The sequence below is a fragment of the Candidatus Saganbacteria bacterium genome, from assembly GCA_016223245.1.
Lineage (GTDB): Bacteria > Margulisbacteria > WOR-1 > XYC2-FULL-46-14 > XYC2-FULL-37-10 > JACRPL01.
Window position 1 is genome coordinate 20,766 of record JACRPL010000011.1, and the last position, 25,980, is coordinate 46,745.

The following is a 25,980-nucleotide window of genomic DNA, read 5'->3' on the forward strand; positions in this document are numbered from 1 at the left end:
ATTGCTGTATTATATTTTATGAAAGAGACGATATCCAAATTGGTTTCAAATGCTATCGAGGCCAAAGCATCGGATATTCATATCGAACCCCGTGAAGAATTTGTAAGGGTAAGGTTCAGGATCGACGGAATATTGGAAGAGCAAGAAACCATGCCAAAAAGCCAGCAGTCGCCGCTTATTTCTGCTATCAAAGTCATGGTCAACCTGGATGTCGCAGAAAGCAGGGTCCCCCAGGACGGAAGGCACAATTTTCGGCATAAGAAAAAACATTATGACTTAAGGGCATCAACCCTGCCTACGATCCACGGAGAAAAGATCGTAATAAGAATATTAGAGCGCGGATTTATACAAATAGGCCTTGACGATATAGGATTTTGCAATGAAGACCTCATCCTTTACAGGAAAATGATCTCAAAAAGGAGCGGGATGATCTTGATAATCGGGCCGACGGGTTCGGGAAAAACAACCACCCTTTATGCTTCGCTAAACGAATTAAACAATAAAGAATATAATATTGTTGCCGTAGAGGACCCGATCGAATATAAATTGCCGGGGATAAACCAGGTTCAGGTCAACAATAAGTCCGGTTTGAGCTTCCCTAAGATATTAAGGGCAGTGCTTAGGCAGGATCCCGATATTATTTTGATCGGGGAGATAAGGGATCTGGAAACCGCTAGGATCGCCGTTCAAGCCGCGCTTACAGGGCATCTGGTGCTTTCAACCCTTCACACAAAAGATGCCAAAGGCGCGGCAACAAGGCTTGTAGAACTTGGGATCGAGGATTATCTTGTGAGAGATGTTTTGATCGGAACAATCGCCCAAAGATTGGTAAGAGTAAAGCCGTCAGGAAGGAGAGCCATATTTGAATTAATGACTGGATTTGAACCGCAAGAAAATATGAGGACGCTAAAAGACGAAGCGAAAAAATTATTGGATGAAGGGCTTACAACAAGGGATGAAATATTAAGAGTGTTGGAAATTGATTAGTTCGGACTGCCGCCTCCACCTGATCCTGCGCCTCCGCCTGTCCCAGCTCCCGCTCCTTGTCCCGCTTGTGCTGAAGCTACGGCCCCGAATGTTGCCATAAGAAGCGATGCGAGGGCTACTATCCTATTGAATACCGCGGGTATAGCGGTTTCAACGGTTATTGCGACACATCGATGGCACTTGAGGCAGATCTTAAATTGGGCTTTTTGGGGAGAACAAGTTTTTCCTTTATAAAATATGCATTGCAGTTCTTCATCTTTTTTAGGACGCTTCAATTGCGCTTGTTCGGTTCTAGCGGAATCGATCTTATTTACTTCAAAGCTCATTTATGGTCTCCTATTTATTAAGAGGATATTCGAGAACTGTCCGGAACGCAAGGCTTTCTGGGTCTTGCCAATCCCCATTATCCATTACAAGATCTAAACGGATGCCTGCTCCGTTCTCGCTATGGAATTGATACGCAGGTTCAACCCTTCTTTGCCTTTCATCTCTTGCACCCCAATAAGATGCTATCGTGAGAAGACGTGCTCCTTCAAATTCAAATCTTACGCCTAATGCGTCGGTTACAAGCCGTCTGCCGGTCGATTCGGCTACGAATCTAACAGTTCTAGATGCGGGATCCTGGGTGAAAATCAGTTTAGTCCCAAGCATTTTTTCCACATATGCTCTAAGGCCCATTGGCGGGGTAAATGTTAAAAGATTTCTTACAGCAGGATGGGCAACAGCTTCAAGTCCAACTGTATGAGCATGCAATTGGCCGAGGCTTCTTTCTCTTCCTCCGATAACCGCTTTGAATCCTCCGAATGTGGGATCAACAGTAACCATTGGACAGAGCCAAGTATAGTTAAGCCCGGGTTTTGAGTTTTTAATCTGACGTTATATAGATTTGCAAGTTCTCTTGGGTCGTATCCGCGCCCGGCCCTTATTTCGAAAGTTGCCCTTGTCCCGCCTTTTGTTGCAACTTCGTATCTATTAATTATGCGAGGAGCAAATGAGGCCGTCATTATATTTCATCTTTCCTTTTTGACAGTAAACTTGCGTTAAAAAGCTTTCTCTTTAAGGCGCCTGTATGGCCTGATCGTTCAAGATATTCCAAGAATTTCTGATAATCCGATGAGTTTGAAAAGTCTTCCCCCGAGCTCTTTTTTGAGAGGGTATTGCATATATGCACCGTATTAGTTTATCCGACATATAAATTGAAAATTTCACTTTTTGGGCATGAAATTTTATGTTATCCTTTTATCATGAGATTGGTTAGATCAATAATCTTCTATTTCGCGCTCGTAGCATCGTTTTTTGTCGGGACTTTTCTTGCAATTATTCTTGCGATGTTCTCATCTCCAAAAGATAGATATAAAATATTCCAAAAAACAGGCCGCATATGGGCTAGCTTTCTTGCATATGTCAGCGGAATACCGGCTGAAGTTTCGGGGCTTGAGAATATTCCAAAAGATGAAGCAGTGATCTTTGCTTCAAACCACCAAGGGGCTGCCGATATCCTTATTTTGCTTGCGTTTCTTCCTGTAAACTTTGCTTTTATCATTAAAAAAGAACTTTTTTCCGTGCCAATTTTTGGATGGTACCTTAGGCAGGCCAAATATGTCGGCGTTGACCGCGGAACAAGAAAAGGGGCGGCGGATTTCATAAAAAACGGCAGCGAAAACCTAAAAAACGGCGACCATATTATGATATTCCCCGAGGGGACAAGAAGCCCCGATGGGAATTTGCAGGAATTCAAAAGAGGAAGCCTTATACTTGCGTTTAAAGCCAAGGTTCGAGTTGTTCCAATTGCAATTAATGGCAGTTATAATATACTCCCCAAAAAAAGCTTGTTGTTGAATCCGGCACCCGTCAAAATGAAGATCGGTAAGCCGATATCTCTTAAAAAGTTTGAAGGGAACCATGATCTTGCGAATAAAGAATTGCGTGAAGTTATCCAATCGATGCTTTTGCGATAAAGGGAGACTAGTTAGGAACCTGCGAGTGAACCCTGCCTGCCGGTAGGCACGGCTCGCGGTTCCTAACCAGTCTCAAAGGGTTCTTTTTAGCCATTCTACGTAACGCAGTTATTTATAGCTGAAATCCGTCCCTGTTTTTAACGATATATATATATAATGGTTACTACGAGCGGACCGCAAAGAGTTTTAAGCGCAATGCCTGCCTCACTGCATTCGCAAAGCAGGGCAAAAACTGCTTCTCAAGCACAGCCATATACTATGCCGCCGATCCCAATACCCGAACAAACCAGAGCAAGCATCATACGGTATGCAAAGAATCTCTTTAACTGGAGGAAAAATCACGAGGATGGTACTCCTATTGCGCGTATTATTGGAAGATTTGGGAATGTAGACGATAAAAACTTAGCCTTTGGATATATTTCATCAGTACTGTTCTCCTCTGGAGTGTTCAACTCGGCGACAGACCATTATCAGACGAGGCTTTCTGTCCTTAGAACGCTTGCCGATGTTGGCGGAAGAGAAGCGCATGAAGCGGCATTAAGCTTCGCAAATAATAAGGATTCACAAGGGAGAATGTTTGGAGAAAAAGCTATTGCGGGCGCAGAACTTCTAAGGATGGGAGACATAAGGGGATTAGACATCCTTCGCGAGCTTTTTGAAAAACGATCAAACTTCGACAATGCCAGATTTCTTATAGAAGAACTGGGAAGGACTCGCGATGAAAGAGTTGTAGACTTGATCATTAAGTTGGACGACCTCACGCTTGGTGTTTTACCTTACGATATAATCGACAGCCTTGGAAAAATCGGCGGGACAAAAGCACTAAAACATATAGAAGCATCCCTGCCCCGGAAGCAATACGGATTATCAATAGATGATATGTCGGCGCTTTGCCATAGCGATGAAGTAAGAAGAATCATGGACAGTTATCTAATTTCTATGGGTTCAAGCTTAAGAGTGTGCGCGCCCCATTCATTCTTAGAATGCAAAGAGCAAAAATTAAAAGAAATGATAGAAGTGCATGTGAAATCCGGGGACCTGGATACTTTGGACTATTGGGAGCATCAAGAGACTCAACATAAACAATTTATTATTATGCTAAATCAATTCTTAAATAATTATCCCACTAGAACAAACTTAAATGAACCGCCTTTTGTCCCATCTCTAGATCCGATAAGAGAAAAAGCAGGGCTTATAAGGGCTGTATGCAGAGAAAAATACCATCAAGGTGCATTGGAAAACAAGTGCGGGGACGGGAACCGCGGGAGCAGGTGCGGGAAAAAATCCACAAATGCGGGATGGGACATTGTCGACTTGCGAACAGTCCAAATGTCGCAAGCAAATTCAAGGGCGATTGACTGGGGGGCAACAGCGCGGCTTCCCGAAGTTTCGGGCGAAGGGATGGTTGTCGAACGCCTCTATAGGGTGCAAGGGCGCAACAAAGTTATGATCGTTGTGGATCCGAGGTCGGTTGAAGGAGCTGACAGGAAAGAAAAAGCAAGTTTAATAGCCGGAACAATAAGCCAAATGGCTTTTCAAAGAGGGGACTCTGTCGGGTTAGTCATAGGCAAGAAAAAAGTATACATCGGCCCATCCCATGAGGCCATGCAGATTGAACGAATTTTACGGGCGATCGACTCGTATCATGAGGATGGGCAAACAGATGGATTAGTATCGATATTAGACCAAGACCTTGTCCGCAAAAATATGCCAAAAGGATCTGAAATATTTGTCTTGACTTCGTTTAGCGAAGCAAGCCAAGAAGGGTTGACCAAACTTTGCAGGACATTTAGGAACTTTGGGGTCGAACTTATCCCAGTTTTCACGGCAGCAGAACTTGTCGTCCCTCACCCGACCGTAAAAATTGGAAGATTCAAATTTAGAGCAAGAGATAATATCGCAAGATTGATAGCGAACAGCATGGCGCTCTTGCAACAAGACCAGATGAAAACCATTCTATTAAAAACTGCGGGGGTCGTGATCGACGCGGAAGGGAAAGAGGGGGCGGATATGATTGTCCATGTGATTGCCGCCATGCAAGAAGACAGGAGAAAAAAGAGGGAAATTAAAATTGCAGGCAGGGTTGCTGGGGAAAAGGAAATAGACATTACAACCCCTGCTCCGCAAGAAGTATTGGATAAACTAAGATCAAGCACTTTTACTGCAAAATGGGAAAGCTTTGTATGTTATAAACAGGCTTTGTGCAATGGATGGGAAGAAATATTGGTAATTTTTGACTCTGTTGTTGCAGAATCTATTGCACTTGCAAACAGATCGAAAAACTGGGAACTGGCTGAAGAATTAATGGAAATAAAATACTATATGCAGAATGGCGACATGAGAGGTCGATTCTCATCAATTAAAATGCTTGAGCTGATCAAGGATGATGAAAATGCCGAAGGTTATATTGATGAATTTAGCAAGTATAGGATTTTGCATGATGAAATAGGAAGTAGAATCAAAGAGTTGCGAGATGCCGAACAATATTCTGCCGTAGTCACGCATTTATGTAAAAACGGACTATCTCTTTCAATCACAAGAAGACTTTATGCAATCGTACAAAAGCTAGAAGCCGAAAAAGCCCAAGAAAAAAAACACCTTGCAGGGAAACTGGATTCTTCTTTAAAAAGAATGGTCGCTCGCGTCCCTAGTATGCCTAATTTGGCAAACGAACGAATATTATCTCCAATCTCTGCTTTTGATGAAGACAGATCAGATGACGATGAAAGAGTATGGATGACCCTATCTCCCGCGCCATCCGGCAGGAGCCGATATTATAGGAGCGGACTTGCTGTTGCGTATGATCCTGGCCACGCATCTTATAAAGCGGTCGAAAGCTTATCGATCGATCAACTTGTTGAAACAGGAGAGATGGAAATTAAAGGAAAATTGGCGAACAAACTTAGAAAAGAGGATTTCATTCCAATCCCTGCAGGCGGATCAGTCGTAAAAGCAAATAAGAAAGAAATTTCTTTTTTCGTAAACGGAGACAAACTTCCTGCCGGAGCTTCAAAAGTTTTATCAATGAAACTCTCGGAATTCAGAAAGCAAATAACGCAATTATACGGCAAAGAGCTTGGCGCAAAACTAACATCGGCGCCAACGGCCGAACAATTAGAAAATATCGCTCCAGAAATTGCGGAAGAATGGAAAAAAGTCGTTGCGGAAACCCAAAGCATGAAGGTTGCGCAGGCGATCAAGCATATTCAAGGATACGTACTAAGTCACAAAAGAATAAAATACCATCGAGCGGAAACGAAGGTCGAAAAGATCTTGTTTGCGGAATTGAAAAGGAAAGCGGAAGCGGGAGAATGCGAAGCATGCGATAACCTAAAACTTATTATCCAGCTTGGGGGCGGGGTCTGCGCTGAAATGTCTGTTTTTGCGCTAAATTTAATGCGTATGGCAGGAATACCGACAGCTCTTTCCCATGGTTGGATAGCATCGGGAAGCAGAGTTAAAATAATGCCGCATAGATGGCCAGAAGCTATTGTCGCATTAGGCGATGGAAAAATGTGCGGAATTCCTGTTGAAGCATCACGAATCGGCGCAACGCTTGCTATCCCTTCTTTTGCAGAAATGATCGGGGGAGCAAGAGAAGAGATAGGGAAAAAGGAATTGGCCATGCCGGAATTGGATAAGAAATGGCGGGAAGGAACGCTTGAACAAAGGATTCTGATCGCAAGAGCTATCGACCTATTAAGAGCGATCGTCGAATTTTCAGAGGATAAACTTTGGACGAGAGAGAACGCCGCAGATTATTTTATAAGAGAACTTCGAAGAGAAATAGGATTTCCCATATCTGATTTCGCATTATTGCATATTGATGCCGAGCTTTTGCCGACAGAAAGGCTAAGAAAGTTGGATGGCGATTATTACAGAAAACTTGAGGCCTCCGATCCGGTAAGGGCGAAAGAGCTTCTTTCAGCGTGGTACCAGGCCGTAATAAGAGAAATCCCGTAAATCATCCAATCGATGCTTTTAGAGCTTCAGAAATAGTTTCTACCCCGATAATATTCATCTTTGACTTTTTTATTTGTTTTAAATTTCCTTTAGGGAGAATTATATTTTTAAATCCAAGCTTTTCGGCTTCTGTTATCCTTTGATCAATATGATTTACGGCGCGAACTTCCCCCGCAAGCCCCAATTCGCCGATAATTATTGTTTCATCGATCAGCGGCCTATTTTTATAACTTGATGCAACGGCCATAGCGATCGGGAGATCGAGCGCCGGCTCGGAAGCGTGTATCCCGCCAGCAATATTTACAAAAACATCAAGTTCGGAAAGTTTAAAGCTCGCTCTTTTTTCAAGTATTGCCAATATGAGCATTGCACGGTTATAATCGATGCCCGATGCCGTTCGCCTTGGGTTTGCCATCTTTGTAAACGCGGTTAGAGCCTGGATTTCAACAAGAAGAGGGCGGCTTCCTTCAATTATAGCGGTTACAGCCGACCCGCTTTGGCCTTTGGGTCTCTCGGATAGGAATATCTCGGACGGGTTTGTTACGACTTTTAATCCGTTATCCTTCATTTCAAAAATCCCGACCTCGGAGATCGATCCAAAACGGTTTTTTACCGCGCGAAGGATTCTAAATTGCTTATGCTGTTCGCCTTCAAAATATAAAACGGTATCAACTATGTGTTCGAGCAATCTCGGGCCCGCGATATTCCCTTCTTTTGTGACATGGCCTACGATGAAGACCGGGATATGCGTGGTTTTGGCAATTTGTACAATATATGCCGCGCATTCCCTGACTTGTGAAACGGAACCTGCCGCGGATTCAATGTCTTCACGGAACATTGTTTGGATCGAATCGATGATGACCAAACTTGGCTTAACTTCTGTAATAATATTTTCAATTGCGTGCAGGCTTGTTTCGGCAAGGACTTTGAGAGTTTCAGATAATGTTCTCAATCTTTCTGCCCTAAGCCTCAATTGTTTCGTGGATTCTTCCCCTGTTACATAGAGGGTGTTCTTAACGGAATTCGCGACTTGAAGCATGAGGGTCGATTTTCCGATCCCGGGATCTCCGCCGACAAGAATTGCCGCTCCAGGAACGATTCCTCCTCCAAGAACCCTATCAAATTCTTCTATACCTGAAGTTATCCTATCTTCTTTCTTGAAATCGATATCTGATATCGAAATGGGTTTAGAATTTTGTATTTTGAGATTGTTTCGTGTTTCGTGCTTAGAATTTATTGTTCTTTCTTCCGTAAAAGAATTCCACGCATTACATGACGGGCACTGTCCGGACCATTTCGGGAAATCATTTCCGCATTCTTTACAGAAGAACTTTGTCTCGGTTTTCATTTTGAAACGATCAAAGATTCAACAGGGGCAGATTTCTGCGGCGAGGCTGTTTTTTTTGCCGTAAATATTAATTTGTCTTCTTTGAGGTCGCCTTTGATCGTCGACCCGAATTTTATTTTTCCTCTCAACACTTCCTCTGATAGGGGATCTTCGATAAAATCTTCGATCGTTCTGCGCAGCGGCCTTGCTCCATATTTCGGGTCAAAACCACGGCCTACTAGAAAATCTTTGGCTTTCTTTGAAATAGTAATGGACATTTCTTTTTCTTTTATCCTATCGTTTAAGTCTTTGATCATAATGTCAATTATCGTTGTGAGCTCATCTTTTGACAGCGGCTTGAAAACAACGGTTTCATCGACCCTGTTCAAGAATTCGGGCTTAAATTGTTTTGTTAGCTGTTCCAATACAAGTTTTTTTGTTTTTTCATAGCTTGCTTGCGCATCAGTACGCGTCATAAATCCAATTGAGGTTTCTTTTCGGAATAATTCTGCGCCAACGTTGGAAGTCATGATGATAACAGTATTTTTGAAATCAACTTTTCTTCCTTGGGCATCGGTTGCGGCCCCGTCATCTAATATTTGCAGAAGCGTGTTCATTACATCCTGGTGCGCTTTTTCAATTTCATCGAACAATACTACCGAATGGGGCTTGCGCCTGACAGGCTCGGTCAGTTGCCCTCCTTCTCCAAAGCCGACATAACCCGGAGGCGAGCCTAAAAGCCTTGAAACTGTGTGAGATTCAAGATATTCCGACATATCGATCCTTATCATTGCATCAACGTCGCCGAACAAAAATTCGGCCAAACGCTTTGCGAGTTCCGTTTTTCCAACACCCGATGGGCCCAAGAAAATAAATGAGCCGATCGGACGATTCGGGTTTTTAAGGCCGGCCCTCGCCCTGCGGATCGATTTTGAAACCGCAGTTATCGCTTCTTCTTGGCCCACAAGATGCGTTTTTAGGGTTTCTTCCATTTTAAGCAAGCGTTCCGTCTCTTCTGCCGTAAGCTGTGTTACGGGCACGCGCGTCCATGAGGATACGATTTCCGCTATCGTATTTGAGTCAACGATCGGGAACCTGTCGTACGGGATGCCAGCAACTTTCTTCGCGGTTTCCTCGTATTTGACCCTTAACTCGTCTTCTTTGTCCCTAAATTGCGCCGCGGCTTCAAATTCCTGGTTTGAAACGGCAGTATCTTTTTTTGACTTCAGTTCTTCGATCTGTTTGTTCAATTCCAAGAGTTCAGGAGGCGCGATGGTTGATTTGAGCATAATTTTTGACGCGGCCTCATCGATCAGGTCTATTGCTTTGTCAGGGAGGTGCCTTTCGGATATATACCTGTCAGAAAGCCTTGCCGCCGAGACCAAAGCATCATCTGTAATCCTTACTTTGTGGAAATCTTCATAGCGGCTTCTCAAGCCTTTTAATATCTCGATTGTTTCTTGGACCGTCGGCTGTTCGACAATTACAGATTGGAACCTGCGCTCGAGAGCAGGGTCGGATTCGATCTTTTTGCGGTATTCGTCAAGAGTTGTAGCTCCTATGCATTGGAGCTCTCCGCGGGCTAATGCGGGCTTTAGGATATTTGCCGCATCCATTGCGCCTTCGGCGGCGCCTGCGCCGATTAATGTATGTATTTCATCGATAAAAAGGATCACTTTGCCCGACCGCAAAACCTCATCCATGATCTTTTTTAGCCTTTCCTCGAATTCGCCCCTGTACCTGGTCCCAGAGATCAAAAGCCCCATATCAAGAGTAATGACCCTTTTGTCAAGAAGGGGAGGGGGAACATCTGATGAAATTATCCTTTGCGCCAATCCCTCGACGATCGCGGTTTTCCCGACCCCCGCATCGCCTAAAAGCACAGGATTATTTTTTTTACGGCGCGAAAGGGTCTGTATCACGCGCTCGATCTCTTTTTGCCTCCCGATCACTGGATCAAGCTTTCTTTCGCGCGATAGCTTTGTCAGGTCGCGGCTGAAGCTGTCGAGTATCGGGGTGTTGCTCCTTGCGTGGATTTTTTTCGACTGCACTGTTTCTTCGGCCATCAGGGAAACGATCTTGCTTTTAGCGGAAGTTGGCGTAATGTTGAACTCGGACAAGACCCTTGAAGCGCCGCTTTTTCCTTCCCTTAATACAGCAAGAAATAAATGTTCGACCCCGATGTAGCTGTGGCCCAAGGTCCTTGCTTCTTCCCAGGACAGTTCGATCACTTTTTTAACGGCTTGCGAGAATGGGATCTCGACTAAATGAGGTCCGGGTTCGGGCTTGATCAAATTTTCGAGGCTTTCTTTGATCTGGGATGGCGATACCGCAAGATGCTCAAGCATTTTGATTACAAGGGGTTCCCTTTCCCTAAGCATTCCGAGAAGCAGATGTTCGGGATAAACTTCATTGGATGACAGCCGCCTTGCTTCTTCCTGCGCGGCCATGATAACGCGGATCGCCCGCTCCGCAAAACGTTCAAACATGAGGAAAGTATACCATTCATGCAAGTTTTCCGCAAGGAAATGCGATAAATCAATTGAGGCGCGTTATGGAAGTAGGCGGCATAAAAAATCCAATAGTTCTATATAAAACCGGCGGGAATATTACGATCGGCCCAAATGACAAATATGTTTCGCCTGATCCAAAAGTCAGGCTTGCAGATGTAGATAAGAAGATCGATCAAGCGGGACAATCAGAAACTTTTGCGAATATCCTTCTTAATAAGTTTATAGAGGTAGTGTAATAAAGAAGATCGTCCTCATATGCCCTTCGTCAGCATAATGCTTCTTGCAAGTCTTGGCAAATGCTCGATCAAATAAAGCGGGATCGAAAGTATGCCGTCATAATATGACAGCTTTTCCTGCGAGATGCGGATCCCAAAGCGCAAACCTTTCTCCTTCATGAATAATCTCAAAGATTTTAATTTTCCTGCCTTGCCGGATTTTACTTCAACAGGCAGTATCTTGGCGTCAACATCGATCACATAATCGATCTCCGCCATGCTGCCTTTTTTATCTCTTATCCAAAAAAACAATTGGCTTGGCTTATGTTTGTCCCCATACGCGGTTAATTCCTGCCCAACAAACTGTTCGGCGATCGCACCCGAGTTTATCTGCATAATGTCCTGCTCAATGGCCAATTGGGCGGATATGCCGCATATATTTTGCATCAATCCGACATCAAGAAAATTAAGCCTGAATATTTTTTCTGTTATTTCCGCGCCCAAAGGCAATCCTGAAGCTTTTGTTCGGTAGATCGGCTTGATTATTCCCGATAAGGCCAACAATTCTATTGCATTTTTTAATTCTCTAGACTTGCTTTCCGCATCGATCTCCGAATATTTAATTTTTTTTCCTGCCAGCCGCGGTGCCATATCCATTACTTTCAATAGGTGTTTATGCTGGGCGCGATTTGAATATTTCCCGAAGTCAGAGCGATAAGTCTGGATGAGAGAACTTTGTATGTTCTGGCATTCCGCCATATCCTTATTGCTGAAATATTCCCTTAACACTGCGGGCATTCCGCCAAGCAGCATATAGCGGCGCACAAGTTCAAGAAGTTTATCGTGGGCGATTTCATCTGTATGATCCGTTACATTCAGATTTGCCGTATATTGGCATAGTTGGCTATTTCCCAATGCCTCTAAAAATTCCCCAAAAGACAAAGGATCAAGATACAGAAAATGTATCCTTCCGACAGGCATTTTAAAATCTTTGCTGTTTAACGCAAATTCAAGCAGTGAACCAGCCGATATGACCGCAAGCTTAGGCATCTTTTCTTTGAAATACCTTAAAGACATTATCGCTTGCGGGCATTCTTGTATTTCATCAAAGAATAAAAGGGTGTTTTCTTCGTCAATTGGAACGCCAAGCTGCATTTTCAATTTATTGAGTATTTCTCCGGGCTCCAATTCATTAAAACACTGTTTTAAATTTGGCTGCAGCTCAAAATTTACCGTAACAAGATGCTTAAAATTTTCTTTGCCAAATTGTTCTATAAGGTAACTTTTTCCAACCTGCCTGGCGCCCATGATAATGAGGGGGTATCTTTCGGCTTGATTTTTCCATTTAATAAGCTCTTTTTCAATATTTCTTTTCATAATATACGCCTATTGGATATAATCAGGGGTAATTATACACCATAAATGGTTAAAACACAAGAACAATCAATCTGAGACTGGTTAGGAACCTGCGAGTGAACCCTGCCTGCCGGCAGGCGGGTTCGCTGGTTTCTGAGTTGCTAACCGGTCTCAATCTATTGTCATCGAGAATGAATTCATTGCTGCGGCAACGTAATCAAAAAGGTCGTCCCTTTTCCCACTTCGCTTTTAACTTTTATCGATCCTTTATGCTCCTCGATTATTCTCAATGTTATTGGAAGCCCCATCCCAGTGCCTTTGGCCTTTGTTGTGAAAAACGGGTCAAACAATGATTTTAAGTGATCCCGGGTAATTCCCGGGCCTGTATCTGTGATCTCAATGAAAACAACTTTTATCGGCTCTTTGTCCTTTTCTTCTTCACCCCATACAACTGTCCCGTCTTCTTTTACAATCCCCTGTTTTATCTGTCCCAGGTGGACAACTTCCCCGATATCAGTTTTTATGATAAGTTCCCCGCCTTTCTCCATCGCTTGGATGCCGTTCAAAATAATGTTCACGAAAGCTTGGGATAATTGCTGCATATCTCCCGAGACCTCGGGGATGCCCGCGAATTTTTTTGTGATCCTTATCCCATTCTTTTTTGCTTCGCTTTCAAATAGGATCAAGATCTCTTCGATTATCGAGTTGACGTCGACCCTGCCCATCTCGGGCTTCATGGGGCGACCGAACTTAAGTAGGCTTTCGGCGATCTTGTTGATCCGCTCTATCTCGGTCGGGACGATCTGGGCGAATTTATCGCGGAATTCTTTATCCTCCCATTTCTGCTCCAGAAGCTGCGAAAAAATTCTCAATGATACCAAAGGATTTTTTATTTCATGCGCCATTCCCGCGGCCATAGTCCCAAGAGACGCCAATTTTTCCGATAATATCAGGCGATCCTGGCTTTCTTTGAGGTCATGGGTCATCTTATTGAAGGCTGCGGCAAGCTTGCCGATCTCATCTATTGAATCGATATTTATCCGATGGTTCAAATTCCCGTGCGAAATCTCTTCCGTTCCCAAATTTAATTTATGTATCGGCACTTCAATGCTTTGGGCCAAGAAAAGCCCCGTTAAAACCGTAAGCAGTATCCCTGCGATCACAAAAAGGAGAGAGTTTGTTTCAAGCTGCCGCATTTCATAATATGCGCTTACAAGGGGTTCTTCAACAATGACCGCCCCTCCAAATTTTTTGACAGGCGAATATGCTCCTACTTTTATCTCGTTCCATTCGTCAGGCTTGAATTGCCCGAAGCCTGTCTTGCCCGATAGGGCTAAGCGCACTTGCTCCAATTTTGAAAGGTCCGGGCGCGCCCCCGCGTATGCAGGATCCGGATGCGCCAATAATATGCCGTCTTTTGATACGACGTATGCTATTCCTGCCCGGCCGACGCGGGTCTCTCTTATTATCTTATCAGCGCTTGCTATGTTAAATTCTTGGGAGTTCTGTATCCTCTGCGAAATGCCAAGCGCCGCCTCTTTGTAACTTGAGAAAATCGAGCTCTGCAGGGCTTGTTTGCTTAATGTAAGCGTTGCAAGCGTTGTTGCCTCGAACAAAATGACGATGAGAAGGACGAAGATGAAAATTAACTTAAACAATAGCCTGCTCCTGAAAAAGTTGAAAGGATTTTTTGCAAGGTCTGATGTTTCCGGGATTATTTCGGCTAGTATTAAGAATAGCGCCCCGATCAATGTCATAACCCAAGAAGCAAGAAGAAAATTCCCGCTGCTTGACACCGAATAAGAAATGGTGCTCAAATACGAGCTTATAAAAAGCAGCGACGCGAAAGCATCGCAAAAAAGCAGCGGTCTTGGTCCGGCGTTCTTAAGGTAGCGATAAGCGGAAAAAACAAAAAGAACGGCCCAGGACAGCATCCAGATTGATCGGTAAGGGGAGGGGTTGGAGAACGTAACAATCGGCTCGACCACTGAAAAACTATAAACTAGATTTACTGAAGATGTGCCGAGCCTGTATATTGCCGCAGCCGATGCCGCAACATACGCCAAGATGAACCAGTCCATATAAGGGACCTCGAATTTTGTCTTGATGAACAAGAACACGAGGAATGACCCTGTCACAAGGTCAAAAGCGATCAATTTTTGGAGGAAAATGATATTTTCAATGGGTTTTCCCAGGTTGTACAAGAGTTCTGACGCAAGCATTAGGCCCACGAATGCAAAGAACGACAAGAACAAGAGGGATAATACTAGGTCTTTATTCTGCCGGCCCCGCAAAAATCTTTTTATAAATGCAAAAGCGCCGGACAATAAAATCCCGCAAGCAAATATTTCAGCGAAAATACTTATTATCGCGACGGTCGAGAGCATTTATTATTTTGCCTCCTCGGAAGGGCTTCTAACTATTATAGTTGTTTTCGTGACCGCAAGCCACCCTTGCTTATTGGCGGCCGCGACGGGGATTTCTTTGTTCCCCACTTGGACGGACGGGTCGATATTTGATTGCAGCGAATATATCCCATCATTTGCGACCCTGTCGCCCCAAAGCCCGTTGTCGACCAGGATTGTGTTTGAAAGCCTTCCGATGGAGCTTAGGTCTGCTCGCACGCCTGAAAGATTAGGCAGGCCCATCGGATCTTCCACTCCGGCTGAAATTTCAAGCACCGATCTCCCGTCAGGAGGGATGCTTCTTGGTATCGCCTTGATATATTTGATGTTTGGGACCAGCTTGATCCTGTTTACGCGGCTAAGGTCATATCCGATCGTCCAGGAAAATAGGTCGCCAATTTTATTCTTGATAAAATCCGTCGCAGAAAGGCGCGATATCGCCTCGCCTTTGGTTAACGCTTCATCGGCAAATGCAGGCGCCGCCCACCAGCCGAAAATTATCAATATAAGTATTATTTTTTTCATTAGCGTATTGCGCCGAATTTTTTAAATATTTCTTCGGCTTCGGTTTTGCTTACCGCCGCGTCAGGCATGAATTTGTCGCCAATTGCGGCCATTAGGCCGTATTGAACCGATACTTTGATGTATGGGGCGTACGGATGGGTTTCGGGGACGTCAATGAAAATAGGCGCTGTAACTCTCGGAAGCGGAAGCCCTGCCGCTTTCACAAGCCAGCTTGAAAGCTCCCCTCTTGTTACAAGGGCTTCAAGCTTGAATTCGGAGTCAGGGACAACCTCAACCACGCCCAAAGTCGCCAAGGCCTCTACTTTCCGCTTCCTTTCAAGGACAAGCTTGATGTCTTTTTTTATTTTTGCCTGTTCATCGGCTGTCGCAGCTTTTTTCAGGGCTTCTTCAAGCTTCTTTTCTTCAGAAATAACGATCTTAGCTTTTCTTAATACCTTTTTTGATATCTTTGAAATGGTATTTCCGTATTTGATATCTATTAATATCAGGTTTTTCCCAGGGTTTAACGGTAATTGGGCTTCGAAATTGCCATTGGTTTCGATAAATGCCGGCTGATTATTGATCTTGACCTCGACTCCAGGCTTTGCGTTCCCCGCAATTTTTATCCTGTCATCATATGTTTCCGCCTCATCGGATGGAAATGAAATTATCGCAGGGTCTTTTATTTCAATTGTTTTTTCTTCGGTTTTTTCAGTTTTCTTTTCAAATATCCATTCTTCCGGGTCGTATATTATTGAAAGCGAAACGATTCTCGAATTCGCGAAGCGTCCGACAAACGACGATAGGTCCAATCCCCATCCAAAGGCGCGCATTCCAAGGCCTAGGCTTGATGTATCATTTGATGATCCAAGCTCCGCAAGGCCCGCGCGCAAAAACAAAAATCCCCTGAAGCCCCATTCCAAACCAATGGAACTTGTGCCTAACGTCCCCCTTTGACTGCGGGAGTCGATATTTATCGTTGCTTCGTTCCCTTCAACATAGATCGGCGACCTTGCGTCGCCGACCAGTTTTGCGCTGATGCCTGTATTTATTATTGTCCCTGCGCCATCGATTTCGCCGGTATTCCAGCGGATCGCCCCAATAGCGCTTGATTGAGGCAGGATGTTTAATGCAGAAAGCCCGACCGATGCCCAAGGCAAGAATTTATACATTCCGCCAAGGTCCATCTCGATTCCTGAACCTGTCTTATCGAATTCCCCGCTAACCATCAATGTTTCGCCGAAAATATATTTCAGGTTTGCGCCAATGCCGATATTCTGCGAGTCGGGGATCATATTCAGTATCGGCAGCGCCGCAATCTTGCTCGAGGCGGAAAGGATAAGCATGCTGTTTGAAACATCCGCCCGTTTTGTTGACGCTGCTGCCTCAATGCTTTGGATGCTTGTTTGGACGATCGCTATGCCATAAGTTGCGCCAAAGCCGGTAGGATATGCCTGGGCGGCGGCAATATTATTTGGCAAACTTTTTCCAAAAACCATGACGCCCTTGGACCAAGGCAACCCTCCCGGATTGTAAAAGCTTGAATTTTGGTCATTTGATTGGCCAGCAAATGCATTTCCCATGGCCTGAGGCCGTGATCCGATGTTTAAATAAAAAGGAGGGTAGTTGAAATCAGAGAGGGTGGTGGCGCTTACTGGGAAAAATAATACGGAACAAATGCTAAATCCTAATATCGAAATTTTAAACAAATTTAAAATTCTAATATCAAAACCCAAAACCTGTTTAAAATTTAGAATTTTGGTTATTAGATATTGTTTAGTGTTTATGGTTTCGGATTTCGGGTTTTTCACTTTGTCACCAAAACTTTTATATGTTCCTTTCCCTGCCAGCCCAATTTATCGGTTGCAGTCACGGTGATCATTTTTTCCCCGGTCGATTCAGGCGATCCGGCGAATTGCAAAGTATAGACCCCGCCGTCAGAAGACATTTCGGCGTCCTGCGGCCCGCCAAAAGATGAAATATCGGCCAATACATTCAATATATCTGCCTCCCTGTCCTCGATCTTTACCTCTAATATTACAGGCGTTCCGCCGTTTAGCGCGATTGAATCCGGAACAACGGCTATATTTTTGATTTTTGGCGGAGTATTAATTTTGCAATAATTTGAATACCCTTCATTGAAATTTAGCAGCCATCTTTGCCGGCCCTTGACCTTGGGGAACCTTGTGAGCAGGACCGCCGCTTCCGCCCTTGTGATCTCGCGTTCCGGCTCAAAGATAGCGGTCTTCCAAGATATCCCGCGGATGAGGCCTTTTTCCTTGGCGTTTGTAATTTGCGAATAATAAGGATAATCCTTTGGGACATCGTAGAACACCGAGACGATCTCTTTTTCAAAGGTTGCTCCCTCCGCATTTAGCGAGGCCATGGCGGCTTCGCTTCTAGCGATCGGAAGGTCTACTCCGAAATTCCCGCTTGCATCCGGAAGCATTATTTTCCGGTCAATTATTTCTTTTATGAACGGGGCCCTCCAATGTTCTTTCGGGACGTCGTTTGAGACGTCTTTTAGCGGGATGCTTGTTTTATACCCTTCAGCCCTGCAGATCCAAGACGCAAGTTCCCCTCGCGTCAAGCTCTTGTTCAAATAAAAGTTACCATCGGGAAACCCCTCTATTATTCCAAGTGTTGAAAGCGTGACGATCGAATTCCTTGCCCAGTGGGTCTTATAATTGAAGTAAACCTCCACGTCCGGATAAGTTATGATCCGCAGTATTTTGCGGGTAAATATTTGGTAATTGTCCCATTTGTCCCATGCTTCAATTTTTGAAAAATTTTTGCCCGGCGCAAGGACAAGCCCGCAGGTGAACGAATTTTTTTCTGCGCCGATCGATATGCCGTTCACTCTTGCCGCCGATAATTTTGGTCCTTCGCCTTTTAATATAAGCACGCTTAAGGATGTGATCGTTCTGTCTTTTGGGGATAAGGAAGAGAGCACTTGCGCGCTTGATGCGCATGCCAATGCCAAAAAAATAATAAAAGCGGCATGCATAGACAGGGATTTTCGCATTTGAGTTTATTTTAACCCGCCAGAGGCGGGCAGGCAAGCCCCGATGTGTGATATAATCTAAAAAATGTATTTAAAATCTTTGGCTTTGAAAGGATTCAAGACTTTTGCGGACAAGGAAGAACTTGTTTTTGATTCTCAAACGGGCATTACGGCTGTCGTGGGCCCGAACGGCTGCGGAAAAAGCAATATTGTTGACGCGTTCAGGTTCGCCTTGGGCGAGGGCAACATTCGAGAGCTTAGGGTCCATGCGCTCCCAGAGGTTGTTTTTGCGGGGACCGACTCCAGAAAGCCTCTTTCACTCGCCGAAGTTTCTCTTTCTTTCGATAATTCAAACCATGCCCTTCCAATAGATTATTCCGAAGTTTCCATCAAACGGCGGACATTTCGCGACGGAGAAAGCGAATTTTCGATCAACAGCCAAATTTGCAGGCTCAAGGATATCCGCGATCTTTTCTTGGATTCGGGATTGTCAACCCAGTCGATATCGATCATGAGCCAAGGCAACGTCGACGCCGTGTTATCGTCAAAACCCGAGGATAGGCGCGCGATATTTGAAGAAGTTGCGGGCATCAGCAAATATAAAACAAGAAAAGTAGAAGCCGAAAAAAAGCTTATCATGTCCGAGCAGAATTTGCTGCGGATATCCGACCTTAAAGTTGAAATATCCGAACAATTGATCTCACTTGAGTCCCAGGCAAAGACCGCCAGCGAATATAAAGGCATACAAGAACAGCTTAAGTCGTTAGAGCTTGCAACTTTTAAAAAGCAGGCTAAACAGCTTTTGGAAAGAAAGGGCCAGGTATCGTCCGAACTTGAAAAGATAAAAAGATCAAACCAGGAAAAAGAAGACCAGAGAAAAAAAATATTCGAAGAGAAGGCTTTATTGGCCCAGCAATTGCGCGAAATTGAAAGATTAATCGATCAAACGCTTTTAGAAACCGATAGGGCCAAAGACCAGATCGAAGAAGAACGCGGCAATTTGGTCCTCGAAAAAGAAAGATATCTTTATTCGGAAAAAGGCAAGCTTAGGGACATAAAAGAAGAAGAACGGTTTTTAGTTTATGAAATAGGGAAAATTTCAGAAGATATCAGGCTTCTGGAACTGAAGAAGACCGATCTTATTGAAAAAAGCAAAGACCTAGCTAAAGGCAGCCTGTCAGAATTCGGGGATTTCAAGGAAACGATCAGGCTTACGATCGATATTTCGCAAAAATTGAAAGAGATCTTGAGATCCGCGTTCGGAAAAACTCATGAGTACCTGAATTCGAGCAGCCAAGCCGAACAGTTCAATAAATTGCTTAACATCGAAAAATCCCATATAGACGAAGAGATGGAAGCTCGAAAGAAAGAAAATATTTTCAAGGCCAAAAAGCTTGAGGAACTCAAAGGCGCGATCAAGCTTGCCGAGGCAAGCCTAAAAGAACTTGAGCTTGCGACGGAAGAATTCATCAAAACGCCAATGGGCCAAATAGCGGCCGAGCTTGTAGAAAAAAGGAACAATGGATTAAAGAAGCTGGAAGAGCTAAGGCTGTCCCGGGAACAGGCATCGCTAAAACTTGAGGAATTGGAAAAGGCGTCGTATGGCGGGGCCGTTTCCAATGACGGGACATCCGACCTGATCAAGCAGGAGATATTTTTGGCGAAAATCGATTCGGAGCTTGCGCAGATCGAGTCGCACATAAGAGTCGAATATGGTCTAACATATGACGAGCTTCTCCAATTCCAAGACGAAAGCCCGAACGTATCAAAAAGCAAAAAAGAGATCGAGAGTTTGAAATATCGCTTAAGGGAGCTTGAGCCGGTCAATCTGCTTGCGATCGACGAATTTGAAAAATGCAAAGAAAGGAATTCTTTCGTCGAATCGCAGCATCAAGACATCGTTTTAGCCCGCGAAAACCTCAAAACCTTGATCACGGAGCTTGATCTAAAAGCGCGGGAGGATTTCATAAAAAGCATGGAGGCCTTGGCCGCGAATTTTTCGCAGGTATTTTCCGAGCTTTTCGAAGGCGGCGAGGCAAAGATCGAGATCGAAAAAGATAAAGACGCGCTTGATGCCGGGATCGAAATATCCGTCAGGCCAAGGAACCGCAAATGGCTGCATTTGTCCCTGCTTTCTGGCGGGGAGAGATCTTTGACGGCGATCGCTTTGCTCTTTGCGATATTGAAAACATCCCCATCCCCAATATGTATCCTTGACGAAGTGGATGCCGCGTTAGATGACGCGAATGTCGGCCGGTTTGCGGGATATCTAAAAAAATATGCCGAGGCTTCCCAGATCATTGTTATTACCCACAATAAACGTACAATGGCCGTTGCAGATACGATCTATGGGATAACGATGGAAGAACCCGGAGTATCGAGAGTCCTATCGATGAAGCTTGAAAAGGCAGCGTGATCCAATGCGCTTTGCATTAGGCGTATTATTTTTAATTTTTTTATCTCCAGCTCTTGCCGCAAATATGCCTGCGCCGCAATGGGGCGAAAAAGGGATCACAATAAACAGTACCCCAGGTAATACCGTCCAACAGCATCCAAAGGTCGCTAAGATCGGAAGTTCCGAATATGCCGTTGTTTTTGAGGATTTTCGGTCGGGCAATTCGGGGCTATACCTGCAAAAGATAAATGAAAGCGGCAATCTCCTCTGGGATAAAAAAGGGTCGCCCGCAACCAATCTTAAATGCGAGCATCTTTATCCGCAAATTTTATCCAATAATTCAAATGAAGCATATATCGTTTGGCAAGACAATAGAAGCAATACTTTTAATGTATATTTGCAAAAGATCGATCTTAACGGGAACTCCATTTTCCCCCAGAATGGGATAAGGATATGCGGAACAACCGAATATCAGGTATTTCCTGAAATGATCTTGGCCCAAGACGGCGGGGTTATTATTTCTTGGGTTGACTATCGTTCAAAAGAAGAAGACATATATGCGCAAAAAGTAAGCCCGAACGGTGAAAAACTTTGGGGAGAAAACGGAGCCCCTGTTTGTACTCTGCGCGGGACACAATGGTCGCAGAAGATCGTTCAAGACGGGTCGGGCGGGGCTATCATAGTTTGGGCCGACAGGAGGTCGGGAGATTTTGATATTTACGCCCAGCATTTGGATCCTTCGGGAAAAGCCCTTTGGCCCATAAATGGCATTGCTGTTTGTAAAAAACCGGGAAACCAGGAAAATCCAAAAATAGTCCAAAATGGCCTTTCCGGCGCGTACATCGCATGGTCTGAAAATGGGGCTGATGAGGTCGGAATATATGTTCAAAATATGGATCCGTTCGGCCGTCAAACCTTTGGCGAATTAGGGGTCAAGGCCTCAAAAGTCTTTTTGAAGCCCGGAGCTTTCGATATTGGAAAAGACAACAATAATAATGCGATCCTTGCCTGGAGCGATTCGAATGCGGGAGATCCGGACATCTATATGCAAAAGATATCAAGCGACGGGACGCTATTGCTTGGCGACGAGGGACTGCCGGTCGCGAGGATAGGCGGCGCGCAGGAGGATCCTAAAATATTCGGGACCGCAAAATTAACCGTTGTTTGGGAAGACCTTCGGGGGAACGGCCGCCAATTATTTATACAGGAATATAATGAAGATACTGTCCCGCAATTTAGCGACAATGGGATGCCGATATCATTGGGCCAGCATAACGCGCGATCGGCGGATATTGATCTCTCATCCGATATGTCCGCGCTCATTTTATATCAAGACGATAAACACGGCAATTTTGATATATATGCCCAAAAACTGACCAATTCCGGAGGAAGAGAATTTGGCGACCACGGAATGATCGTCAATAATGCGATAGGATCCGTTATGAGGCAGAATATGCGGGCGAGAGCCGACAATAAAAATAATATTTTTGCCGTTTTTGAGGACAAAAGGTCCGGACAGCTAAATGTATACGCCCAAAAGATAGGGCCTTCAGGGAAATTGCTTTGGGGAAAAAATGCGGTCCCAGTCGGAGCATTAAAAACCATGCAGGTTGACCCCGATGTTGTTCCCGACCATAAAGGCGGAGCTTATATTGTCTGGGAAGATTTTAGGGAAGCACAGCCTATGATCTATTTTCAACATTTCAATGAAAAAGGAGAAGCGCAAATAAGCCATGGAGCAAGGCTTACCCCGTGGGCCATAACACTTGGGCAGAAAAAACCAAGAATTATAACCGATCAAAAAAATGGCGCAATTGTTGTATTTGTTGATGATAGAAGCAATTTGAACGAAGACGATATTTATGCCCAAAGGATAAGCTTTAAAGATAATTCTTTGCTCTCAAAAAACGGGAAACTTGTTTCTGCTGGGAATGGGAATCAAGGCGATCCGCGCATTTCCCCTAGATCATTGATCATAACTTGGACCGATTATAGGGCGGGCGACAGGAATTCCGATATTTACGCCCAAAAGATCGATCTGTCGTTAAATACAAAATGGGAAGAAGACGGCATTCCTATATGCCAAGCTCCAGATTCCCAAAGGGATCCCGCGATCATTGACGATGGGAAAGGCGGAGCAATAATCACATGGACGGATAAGGGCGGCGGCAATTATGATATTTACGCGCAAAGGGTCAATAAAGATGGACAAGTTTTGTGGATAAAAGACGGGGTTCCTGTCTGCCAGGAAGGTGGGGCTCAGCAACAGCCAAAAATTGTTCCGACAAATCCCGGAGAAAGTTTTATTGCATGGGAAGATTTTAGGTTCAGCGATTGGGATATTTACGCGCAGTCATTGGATGGCCAGGGAAGGATAGGGGCCAATCCTGATGGCATTCCTGTTTGCAGGCTCCCGGGCACCCAGTACTCTCACGATGTCGCGCGATATTCGGATAAAATATTAACAGCTTGGGAAGATTACAGGAATCAAAATAAATATAATATATATCTGCAGGCATTCAGTTTATCCGGAGAAAAGATATTAAAAGATGGCGGGATATTAATTGATGGGACGCAAAACGGAGGGAGAACCCCCCAATTAGCCCCGTTGAATGATAAAGAATTCGTATTAGTCTGGGAAGATCGCGCCGACGGCCGGCACGATCTTTCAGCCCAAAAATTTAGATTTTAGCTGCCGCTTTTTTCAATGCTTCGGCCTTGTCAGTTCTTTCCCAAGGCAAGTTCAGTTCCGGCCTTCCAAAATGCCCGTACGCCGCGACTTGCTTATAATGGGGTTTTCTTAAGTCCAAGCTCTTGATCAATAATCCCGCACGCAAGTCAAAATGTGCGTCGATCAATTCGGCTATTTTATCTTCAGATATCTTTCCCGTGCCAAATGTATCAACCATGATAGAAAGCGGTTTGGCAACGCCTATCGCGTATGCAAGCTGAACTTCGCACTTTGTGGCAAGCCCTGCCGCTACGACATTTTTTGCCACATACCTTGCCGCATAAGTACCTGAACGATCAACTTTGGTCGGGTCTTTTCCGGAAAATGCTCCGCCGCCGTGTCTTGCGTAACCGCCATATGTATCAACAATGATCTTTCGCCCTGTAACACCAGTATCGCCTTGCGGGCCGCCGATAACAAAACGTCCGGTTGGGTTTACATAGTACTTGATCTTGTCGTCAACCAAATTTTGAGGAAGTATCGGGATGATAACCCTCTCGATGATCTCTTCTCTTATTTTTTTGACATCAACTTCCGGGGCATGCTGCGCCGCGATCAAAACCGTATCGATCCTAACAGGCCTCCCTTTGTCATACTCAACGGTAACCTGTGATTTTCCATCAGGCCTTAAATATGAAAGTTCGCCTGTTTTTCTGACATCGGCCAGTTTCTTAGCCAATCTATGGGACAGGGTAATTGGGAGAGGCATAAGCTCTGGTGTTTCGTCATTAGCATATCCAAACATCAATCCTTGATCTCCGGCTCCTATTGATTCAAGGTCTTCTTTTATAACTTCGCCGCCGCGGATCTCTAGCGCTTTATCAACTCCGCGAGCGATATCCTTACTTTGTTCTTTTAGAGAAACCAAAACACCGCATGTTTCATAGTCGAAACCGTATTTCGCGCGGGTATATCCGATCTCCTTAATTGTATCTCTAACTATCTGGGGAATCTCGACATATGATCCTGTTGTAACCTCACCCGCTACAACGCATAAACCATTTGTTACAAGAGTCTCAACGGCAACTCGGGCAACGGGGTCTTTCGCAATGATCGCATCGAGGATCGCATCGGACACTTGGTCGCAGACTTTATCGGGGTGGCCTTCGGTCACGGACTCGGACGTGAAAAGATATCTTTTTTCCATTTTTAACTCCTCCCTCTTACGAGCGGACAAGATATTGAAATAATCATATTATATTAAATTTGATTTGTCAATTACTACGGGATATAATCACTTCATGGGCAACTTATCCGAACACTTCAGCAACGAAGATTTTAAGTGCACGTGCGACCTTTGCAAGGGCGAAGAGTTCCGCATTCACTTGGGGCTTGTTGGGGCGCTTGAGATGATAGCCGAGCATTTTAATAAAAGAGTCCTTGTCGGCTCGGCTTATTGGTGCGATAAATATTATGAGAGCTTGAACCGCAGCCGAAGAAGCTACCATACAAACGGCAAAGCCGCGCATATAAGGATCGACGGCGTTGAACTAAAGGATCTTTTTAAATTTGTTGAGACAATTCCGGGATTGAACGGGATAGGCTTTTATCCAAAAGAGAATTTTGTCCATATCGATACGAGACCGATCGAAAAAAAAGAAACCTGGATCAAAGAAGGGGAAACTTACAGCCTGCCGACTTCCGACAAACGAAGCCTTTATGGCCTCTAATCTCGAACCTGTCGAAGCATACCTCAAATCTCTAAAAGCCGAAAGAAATTATTCCCTGTATACTATTAAAAATTATAATATTGATTTGATCGATCTTCTGGGTTTCTTGAAAGATAGGTCTGTTTTTTTGTTGAAGCGCGATGATGCCAGAAGGTTTCTTTATTATCTTGAAGAAAATAAATTCAAAAGAAGTTCTCTTGCGAGAAAAATATCCGCTTGCAGATCTTTTTACACTTGGCTTATGAGGGAAAAATATATCAATGAAAATCCATTCAAGCTTCTTTCGACCCCAAAACTCGAAAAGAAACTGCCGAATTTTCTTTACAGGAATGAAACAGATAAATTGTTTAATGTCTTTTCGGGACCCGAATTCCATGATGTTCGCGATAAGGCGATCATTGAATTATTGTACGGGAGCGGTATCCGCGTTTCGGAAGCCGTAAAACTTAATCTTTCGGATATCGATCTTTTTTCCGGCGAAGTAAGGGTCATGGGAAAAGGATCCAAAGAAAGGATAACATTGATCGGCAGTAAAGCCATTGAAGCTTTGAGGGCATATATAAAAGAAGCTAGGCCGAAATTAATGGCCGGTGAAACAAGGGCTGTTTTCTTAGGCCGGGGCGGGGGACGATTGACGCAAAGGAGCATTGAAAGGCTTATAAAAAAGTGGATAAAGCGCGCGAAGATCGATAAAAATGTTACACCCCATACTTTGCGTCATTCGTTTGCGACGCATTTATTGGACAGCGGCGCCGATCTGCGGTCCGTCCAGGAGCTTTTGGGACACGCTTCGCTTTCAACAACTCAAGTATACACGCATATCACCAAGGAGCGGATGAAATCCGTATATAATTCTTCGCATCCCAGGGCCAAACGTTAATGATATAATTGGTTTGATGAGATGGAGTAAAAGCCGCCCTTTGTGCTCGGAACCTGAGACCGAAGTCTCGGT

Annotated in this window: 18 protein-coding genes; 8 read left to right on the forward strand and 10 right to left on the reverse strand. The window is 44.4% G+C overall.

Annotated elements, in window-relative coordinates:
* Positions 1-18 precede the first annotated feature (18 nt).
* Positions 19-987: a type II/IV secretion system protein gene (locus HZC34_04605; protein ID MBI5701112.1), complete on the forward strand. Its 969-nt coding sequence runs from the start codon at positions 19-21 to the stop codon at positions 985-987.
* Here HZC34_04605 and HZC34_04610 read toward each other — a convergent pair.
* Positions 984-1,313 (reverse strand): hypothetical protein, encoded by a 330-nt coding sequence (locus HZC34_04610; protein ID MBI5701113.1) that lies wholly within the window; start codon positions 1,311-1,313, stop codon positions 984-986. The two genes, HZC34_04605 and HZC34_04610, sit on opposite strands and share 4 nt — an antisense overlap.
* A 10-nt stretch (positions 1,314-1,323) precedes the next feature.
* Positions 1,324-1,812 carry a hypothetical protein gene (locus HZC34_04615; protein MBI5701114.1) on the reverse strand — a complete coding sequence of 163 codons (489 nt, stop codon included), beginning with the start codon at positions 1,810-1,812 and terminating at the stop codon, positions 1,324-1,326.
* Between the two features lie 419 nt (positions 1,813-2,231).
* On the opposite strand from HZC34_04615, the gene HZC34_04620 reads away from it, so the two are divergent.
* Positions 2,232-2,945 (forward strand): 1-acyl-sn-glycerol-3-phosphate acyltransferase, encoded by a 714-nt coding sequence (locus HZC34_04620; GenBank protein MBI5701115.1) that lies wholly within the window; start codon positions 2,232-2,234, stop codon positions 2,943-2,945.
* 156 nt (positions 2,946-3,101) lie between these two features.
* Positions 3,102-6,908, forward strand: coding sequence for a hypothetical protein (locus HZC34_04625; GenBank protein ID MBI5701116.1), 3,807 nt, complete (start codon positions 3,102-3,104; stop codon positions 6,906-6,908).
* A 1-nt stretch (position 6,909) separates the two neighbouring features.
* Here the strand turns inward: HZC34_04625 and radA are convergent, their stop codons facing one another.
* Positions 6,910-8,256 (reverse strand): DNA repair protein RadA, encoded by a 1,347-nt coding sequence (gene radA, locus HZC34_04630; GenBank protein ID MBI5701117.1) that lies wholly within the window; start codon positions 8,254-8,256, stop codon positions 6,910-6,912.
* On the reverse strand, positions 8,253-10,724 hold the full coding sequence (locus HZC34_04635) for an ATP-dependent Clp protease ATP-binding subunit (GenBank protein MBI5701118.1): 2,472 nt from the start codon (positions 10,722-10,724) through the stop codon (positions 8,253-8,255). Before HZC34_04635 ends, radA begins: the two co-directional genes overlap by 4 nt.
* Positions 10,725-10,789: 65 nt before the next feature.
* On the opposite strand from HZC34_04635, the gene HZC34_04640 reads away from it, so the two are divergent.
* Positions 10,790-10,984 carry a hypothetical protein gene (locus tag HZC34_04640; protein ID MBI5701119.1) on the forward strand — a complete coding sequence of 65 codons (195 nt, stop codon included), beginning with the start codon at positions 10,790-10,792 and terminating at the stop codon, positions 10,982-10,984.
* 15 nt (positions 10,985-10,999) lie between these two features.
* Here HZC34_04640 and HZC34_04645 read toward each other — a convergent pair whose 3' ends face one another.
* The 5 genes from HZC34_04645 to HZC34_04665 all read right to left on the reverse strand — a co-directional run bounded on the left by HZC34_04645 (position 11,000) and on the right by HZC34_04665 (position 18,253).
* Positions 11,000-12,340, reverse strand: coding sequence for an ATP-binding protein (locus tag HZC34_04645; protein MBI5701120.1), 1,341 nt, complete (start codon positions 12,338-12,340; stop codon positions 11,000-11,002).
* Positions 12,341-12,516: 176 nt separating this feature from the next.
* Positions 12,517-14,706 (reverse strand): HAMP domain-containing protein, encoded by a 2,190-nt coding sequence (locus tag HZC34_04650; protein ID MBI5701121.1) that lies wholly within the window; start codon positions 14,704-14,706, stop codon positions 12,517-12,519.
* A gap of 3 nt (positions 14,707-14,709) precedes the next feature.
* Entirely contained in the window at positions 14,710-15,249 is a 540-nt protein-coding gene (locus tag HZC34_04655) for a hypothetical protein (GenBank protein ID MBI5701122.1), read from the reverse strand.
* A complete protein-coding gene (locus tag HZC34_04660) occupies positions 15,249-16,811 on the reverse strand; it encodes an S-layer homology domain-containing protein (GenBank protein ID MBI5701123.1) in 1,563 nt (520 codons plus the stop codon). Before HZC34_04660 ends, HZC34_04655 begins: the two co-directional genes overlap by 1 nt.
* 224 nt (positions 16,812-17,035) lie before the next feature.
* Complete coding sequence (locus HZC34_04665) at positions 17,036-18,253, reverse strand: S-layer homology domain-containing protein (GenBank protein MBI5701124.1); 1,218 nt, start codon at positions 18,251-18,253, stop codon at positions 17,036-17,038.
* Positions 18,254-18,317: 64 nt separating this feature from the next.
* Here HZC34_04665 and HZC34_04670 point away from each other — a divergent pair, with 64 nt between their 5' ends.
* On the forward strand, positions 18,318-20,648 hold the full coding sequence (locus HZC34_04670; protein MBI5701125.1) for an AAA family ATPase: 2,331 nt from the start codon (positions 18,318-18,320) through the stop codon (positions 20,646-20,648).
* A 4-nt stretch (positions 20,649-20,652) separates the two neighbouring features.
* Positions 20,653-23,319, forward strand: coding sequence for a hypothetical protein (locus HZC34_04675; protein MBI5701126.1), 2,667 nt, complete (start codon positions 20,653-20,655; stop codon positions 23,317-23,319).
* Here HZC34_04675 and HZC34_04680 read toward each other — a convergent pair.
* Positions 23,309-24,505, reverse strand: a complete 1,197-nt coding sequence (locus HZC34_04680; GenBank protein ID MBI5701127.1) for a methionine adenosyltransferase — start codon at positions 24,503-24,505, stop codon at positions 23,309-23,311. The two genes, HZC34_04675 and HZC34_04680, sit on opposite strands and share 11 nt — an antisense overlap.
* 94 nt (positions 24,506-24,599) lie before the next feature.
* Between HZC34_04680 and HZC34_04685 the strand changes: the two genes are divergently transcribed.
* Positions 24,600-25,028: a DUF882 domain-containing protein gene (locus tag HZC34_04685; GenBank protein ID MBI5701128.1), complete on the forward strand. Its 429-nt coding sequence runs from the start codon at positions 24,600-24,602 to the stop codon at positions 25,026-25,028.
* Positions 25,018-25,908, forward strand: coding sequence for a tyrosine recombinase XerC (gene xerC, locus HZC34_04690; GenBank protein MBI5701129.1), 891 nt, complete (start codon positions 25,018-25,020; stop codon positions 25,906-25,908). Before HZC34_04685 ends, xerC begins: the two co-directional genes overlap by 11 nt.
* The last annotated feature ends 72 nt before the right edge of the window (positions 25,909-25,980 follow it).

Coding starts and splice junctions, on each gene's coding strand:
- HZC34_04605 (MBI5701112.1), top strand. CDS start 19: ATGAAAGAGACGATATCCAAATTGGTTTCAAATGCTATCGAGGCCAAA.
- HZC34_04610 (MBI5701113.1), bottom strand. CDS start 1,313: ATGAGCTTTGAAGTAAATAAGATCGATTCCGCTAGAACCGAACAAGCG.
- HZC34_04615 (MBI5701114.1), bottom strand. CDS start 1,812: ATGGTTACTGTTGATCCCACATTCGGAGGATTCAAAGCGGTTATCGGA.
- HZC34_04620 (MBI5701115.1), top strand. CDS start 2,232: ATGAGATTGGTTAGATCAATAATCTTCTATTTCGCGCTCGTAGCATCG.
- HZC34_04625 (MBI5701116.1), top strand. CDS start 3,102: ATGGTTACTACGAGCGGACCGCAAAGAGTTTTAAGCGCAATGCCTGCC.
- radA (MBI5701117.1), bottom strand. CDS start 8,256: ATGAAAACCGAGACAAAGTTCTTCTGTAAAGAATGCGGAAATGATTTC.
- HZC34_04635 (MBI5701118.1), bottom strand. CDS start 10,724: ATGTTTGAACGTTTTGCGGAGCGGGCGATCCGCGTTATCATGGCCGCG.
- HZC34_04640 (MBI5701119.1), top strand. CDS start 10,790: ATGGAAGTAGGCGGCATAAAAAATCCAATAGTTCTATATAAAACCGGC.
- HZC34_04645 (MBI5701120.1), bottom strand. CDS start 12,340: ATGAAAAGAAATATTGAAAAAGAGCTTATTAAATGGAAAAATCAAGCC.
- HZC34_04650 (MBI5701121.1), bottom strand. CDS start 14,706: ATGCTCTCGACCGTCGCGATAATAAGTATTTTCGCTGAAATATTTGCT.
- HZC34_04655 (MBI5701122.1), bottom strand. CDS start 15,249: ATGAAAAAAATAATACTTATATTGATAATTTTCGGCTGGTGGGCGGCG.
- HZC34_04660 (MBI5701123.1), bottom strand. CDS start 16,811: ATGGGAAATGCATTTGCTGGCCAATCAAATGACCAAAATTCAAGCTTT.
- HZC34_04665 (MBI5701124.1), bottom strand. CDS start 18,253: ATGCGAAAATCCCTGTCTATGCATGCCGCTTTTATTATTTTTTTGGCA.
- HZC34_04670 (MBI5701125.1), top strand. CDS start 18,318: ATGTATTTAAAATCTTTGGCTTTGAAAGGATTCAAGACTTTTGCGGAC.
- HZC34_04675 (MBI5701126.1), top strand. CDS start 20,653: ATGCGCTTTGCATTAGGCGTATTATTTTTAATTTTTTTATCTCCAGCT.
- HZC34_04680 (MBI5701127.1), bottom strand. CDS start 24,505: ATGGAAAAAAGATATCTTTTCACGTCCGAGTCCGTGACCGAAGGCCAC.
- HZC34_04685 (MBI5701128.1), top strand. CDS start 24,600: ATGGGCAACTTATCCGAACACTTCAGCAACGAAGATTTTAAGTGCACG.
- xerC (MBI5701129.1), top strand. CDS start 25,018: ATGGCCTCTAATCTCGAACCTGTCGAAGCATACCTCAAATCTCTAAAA.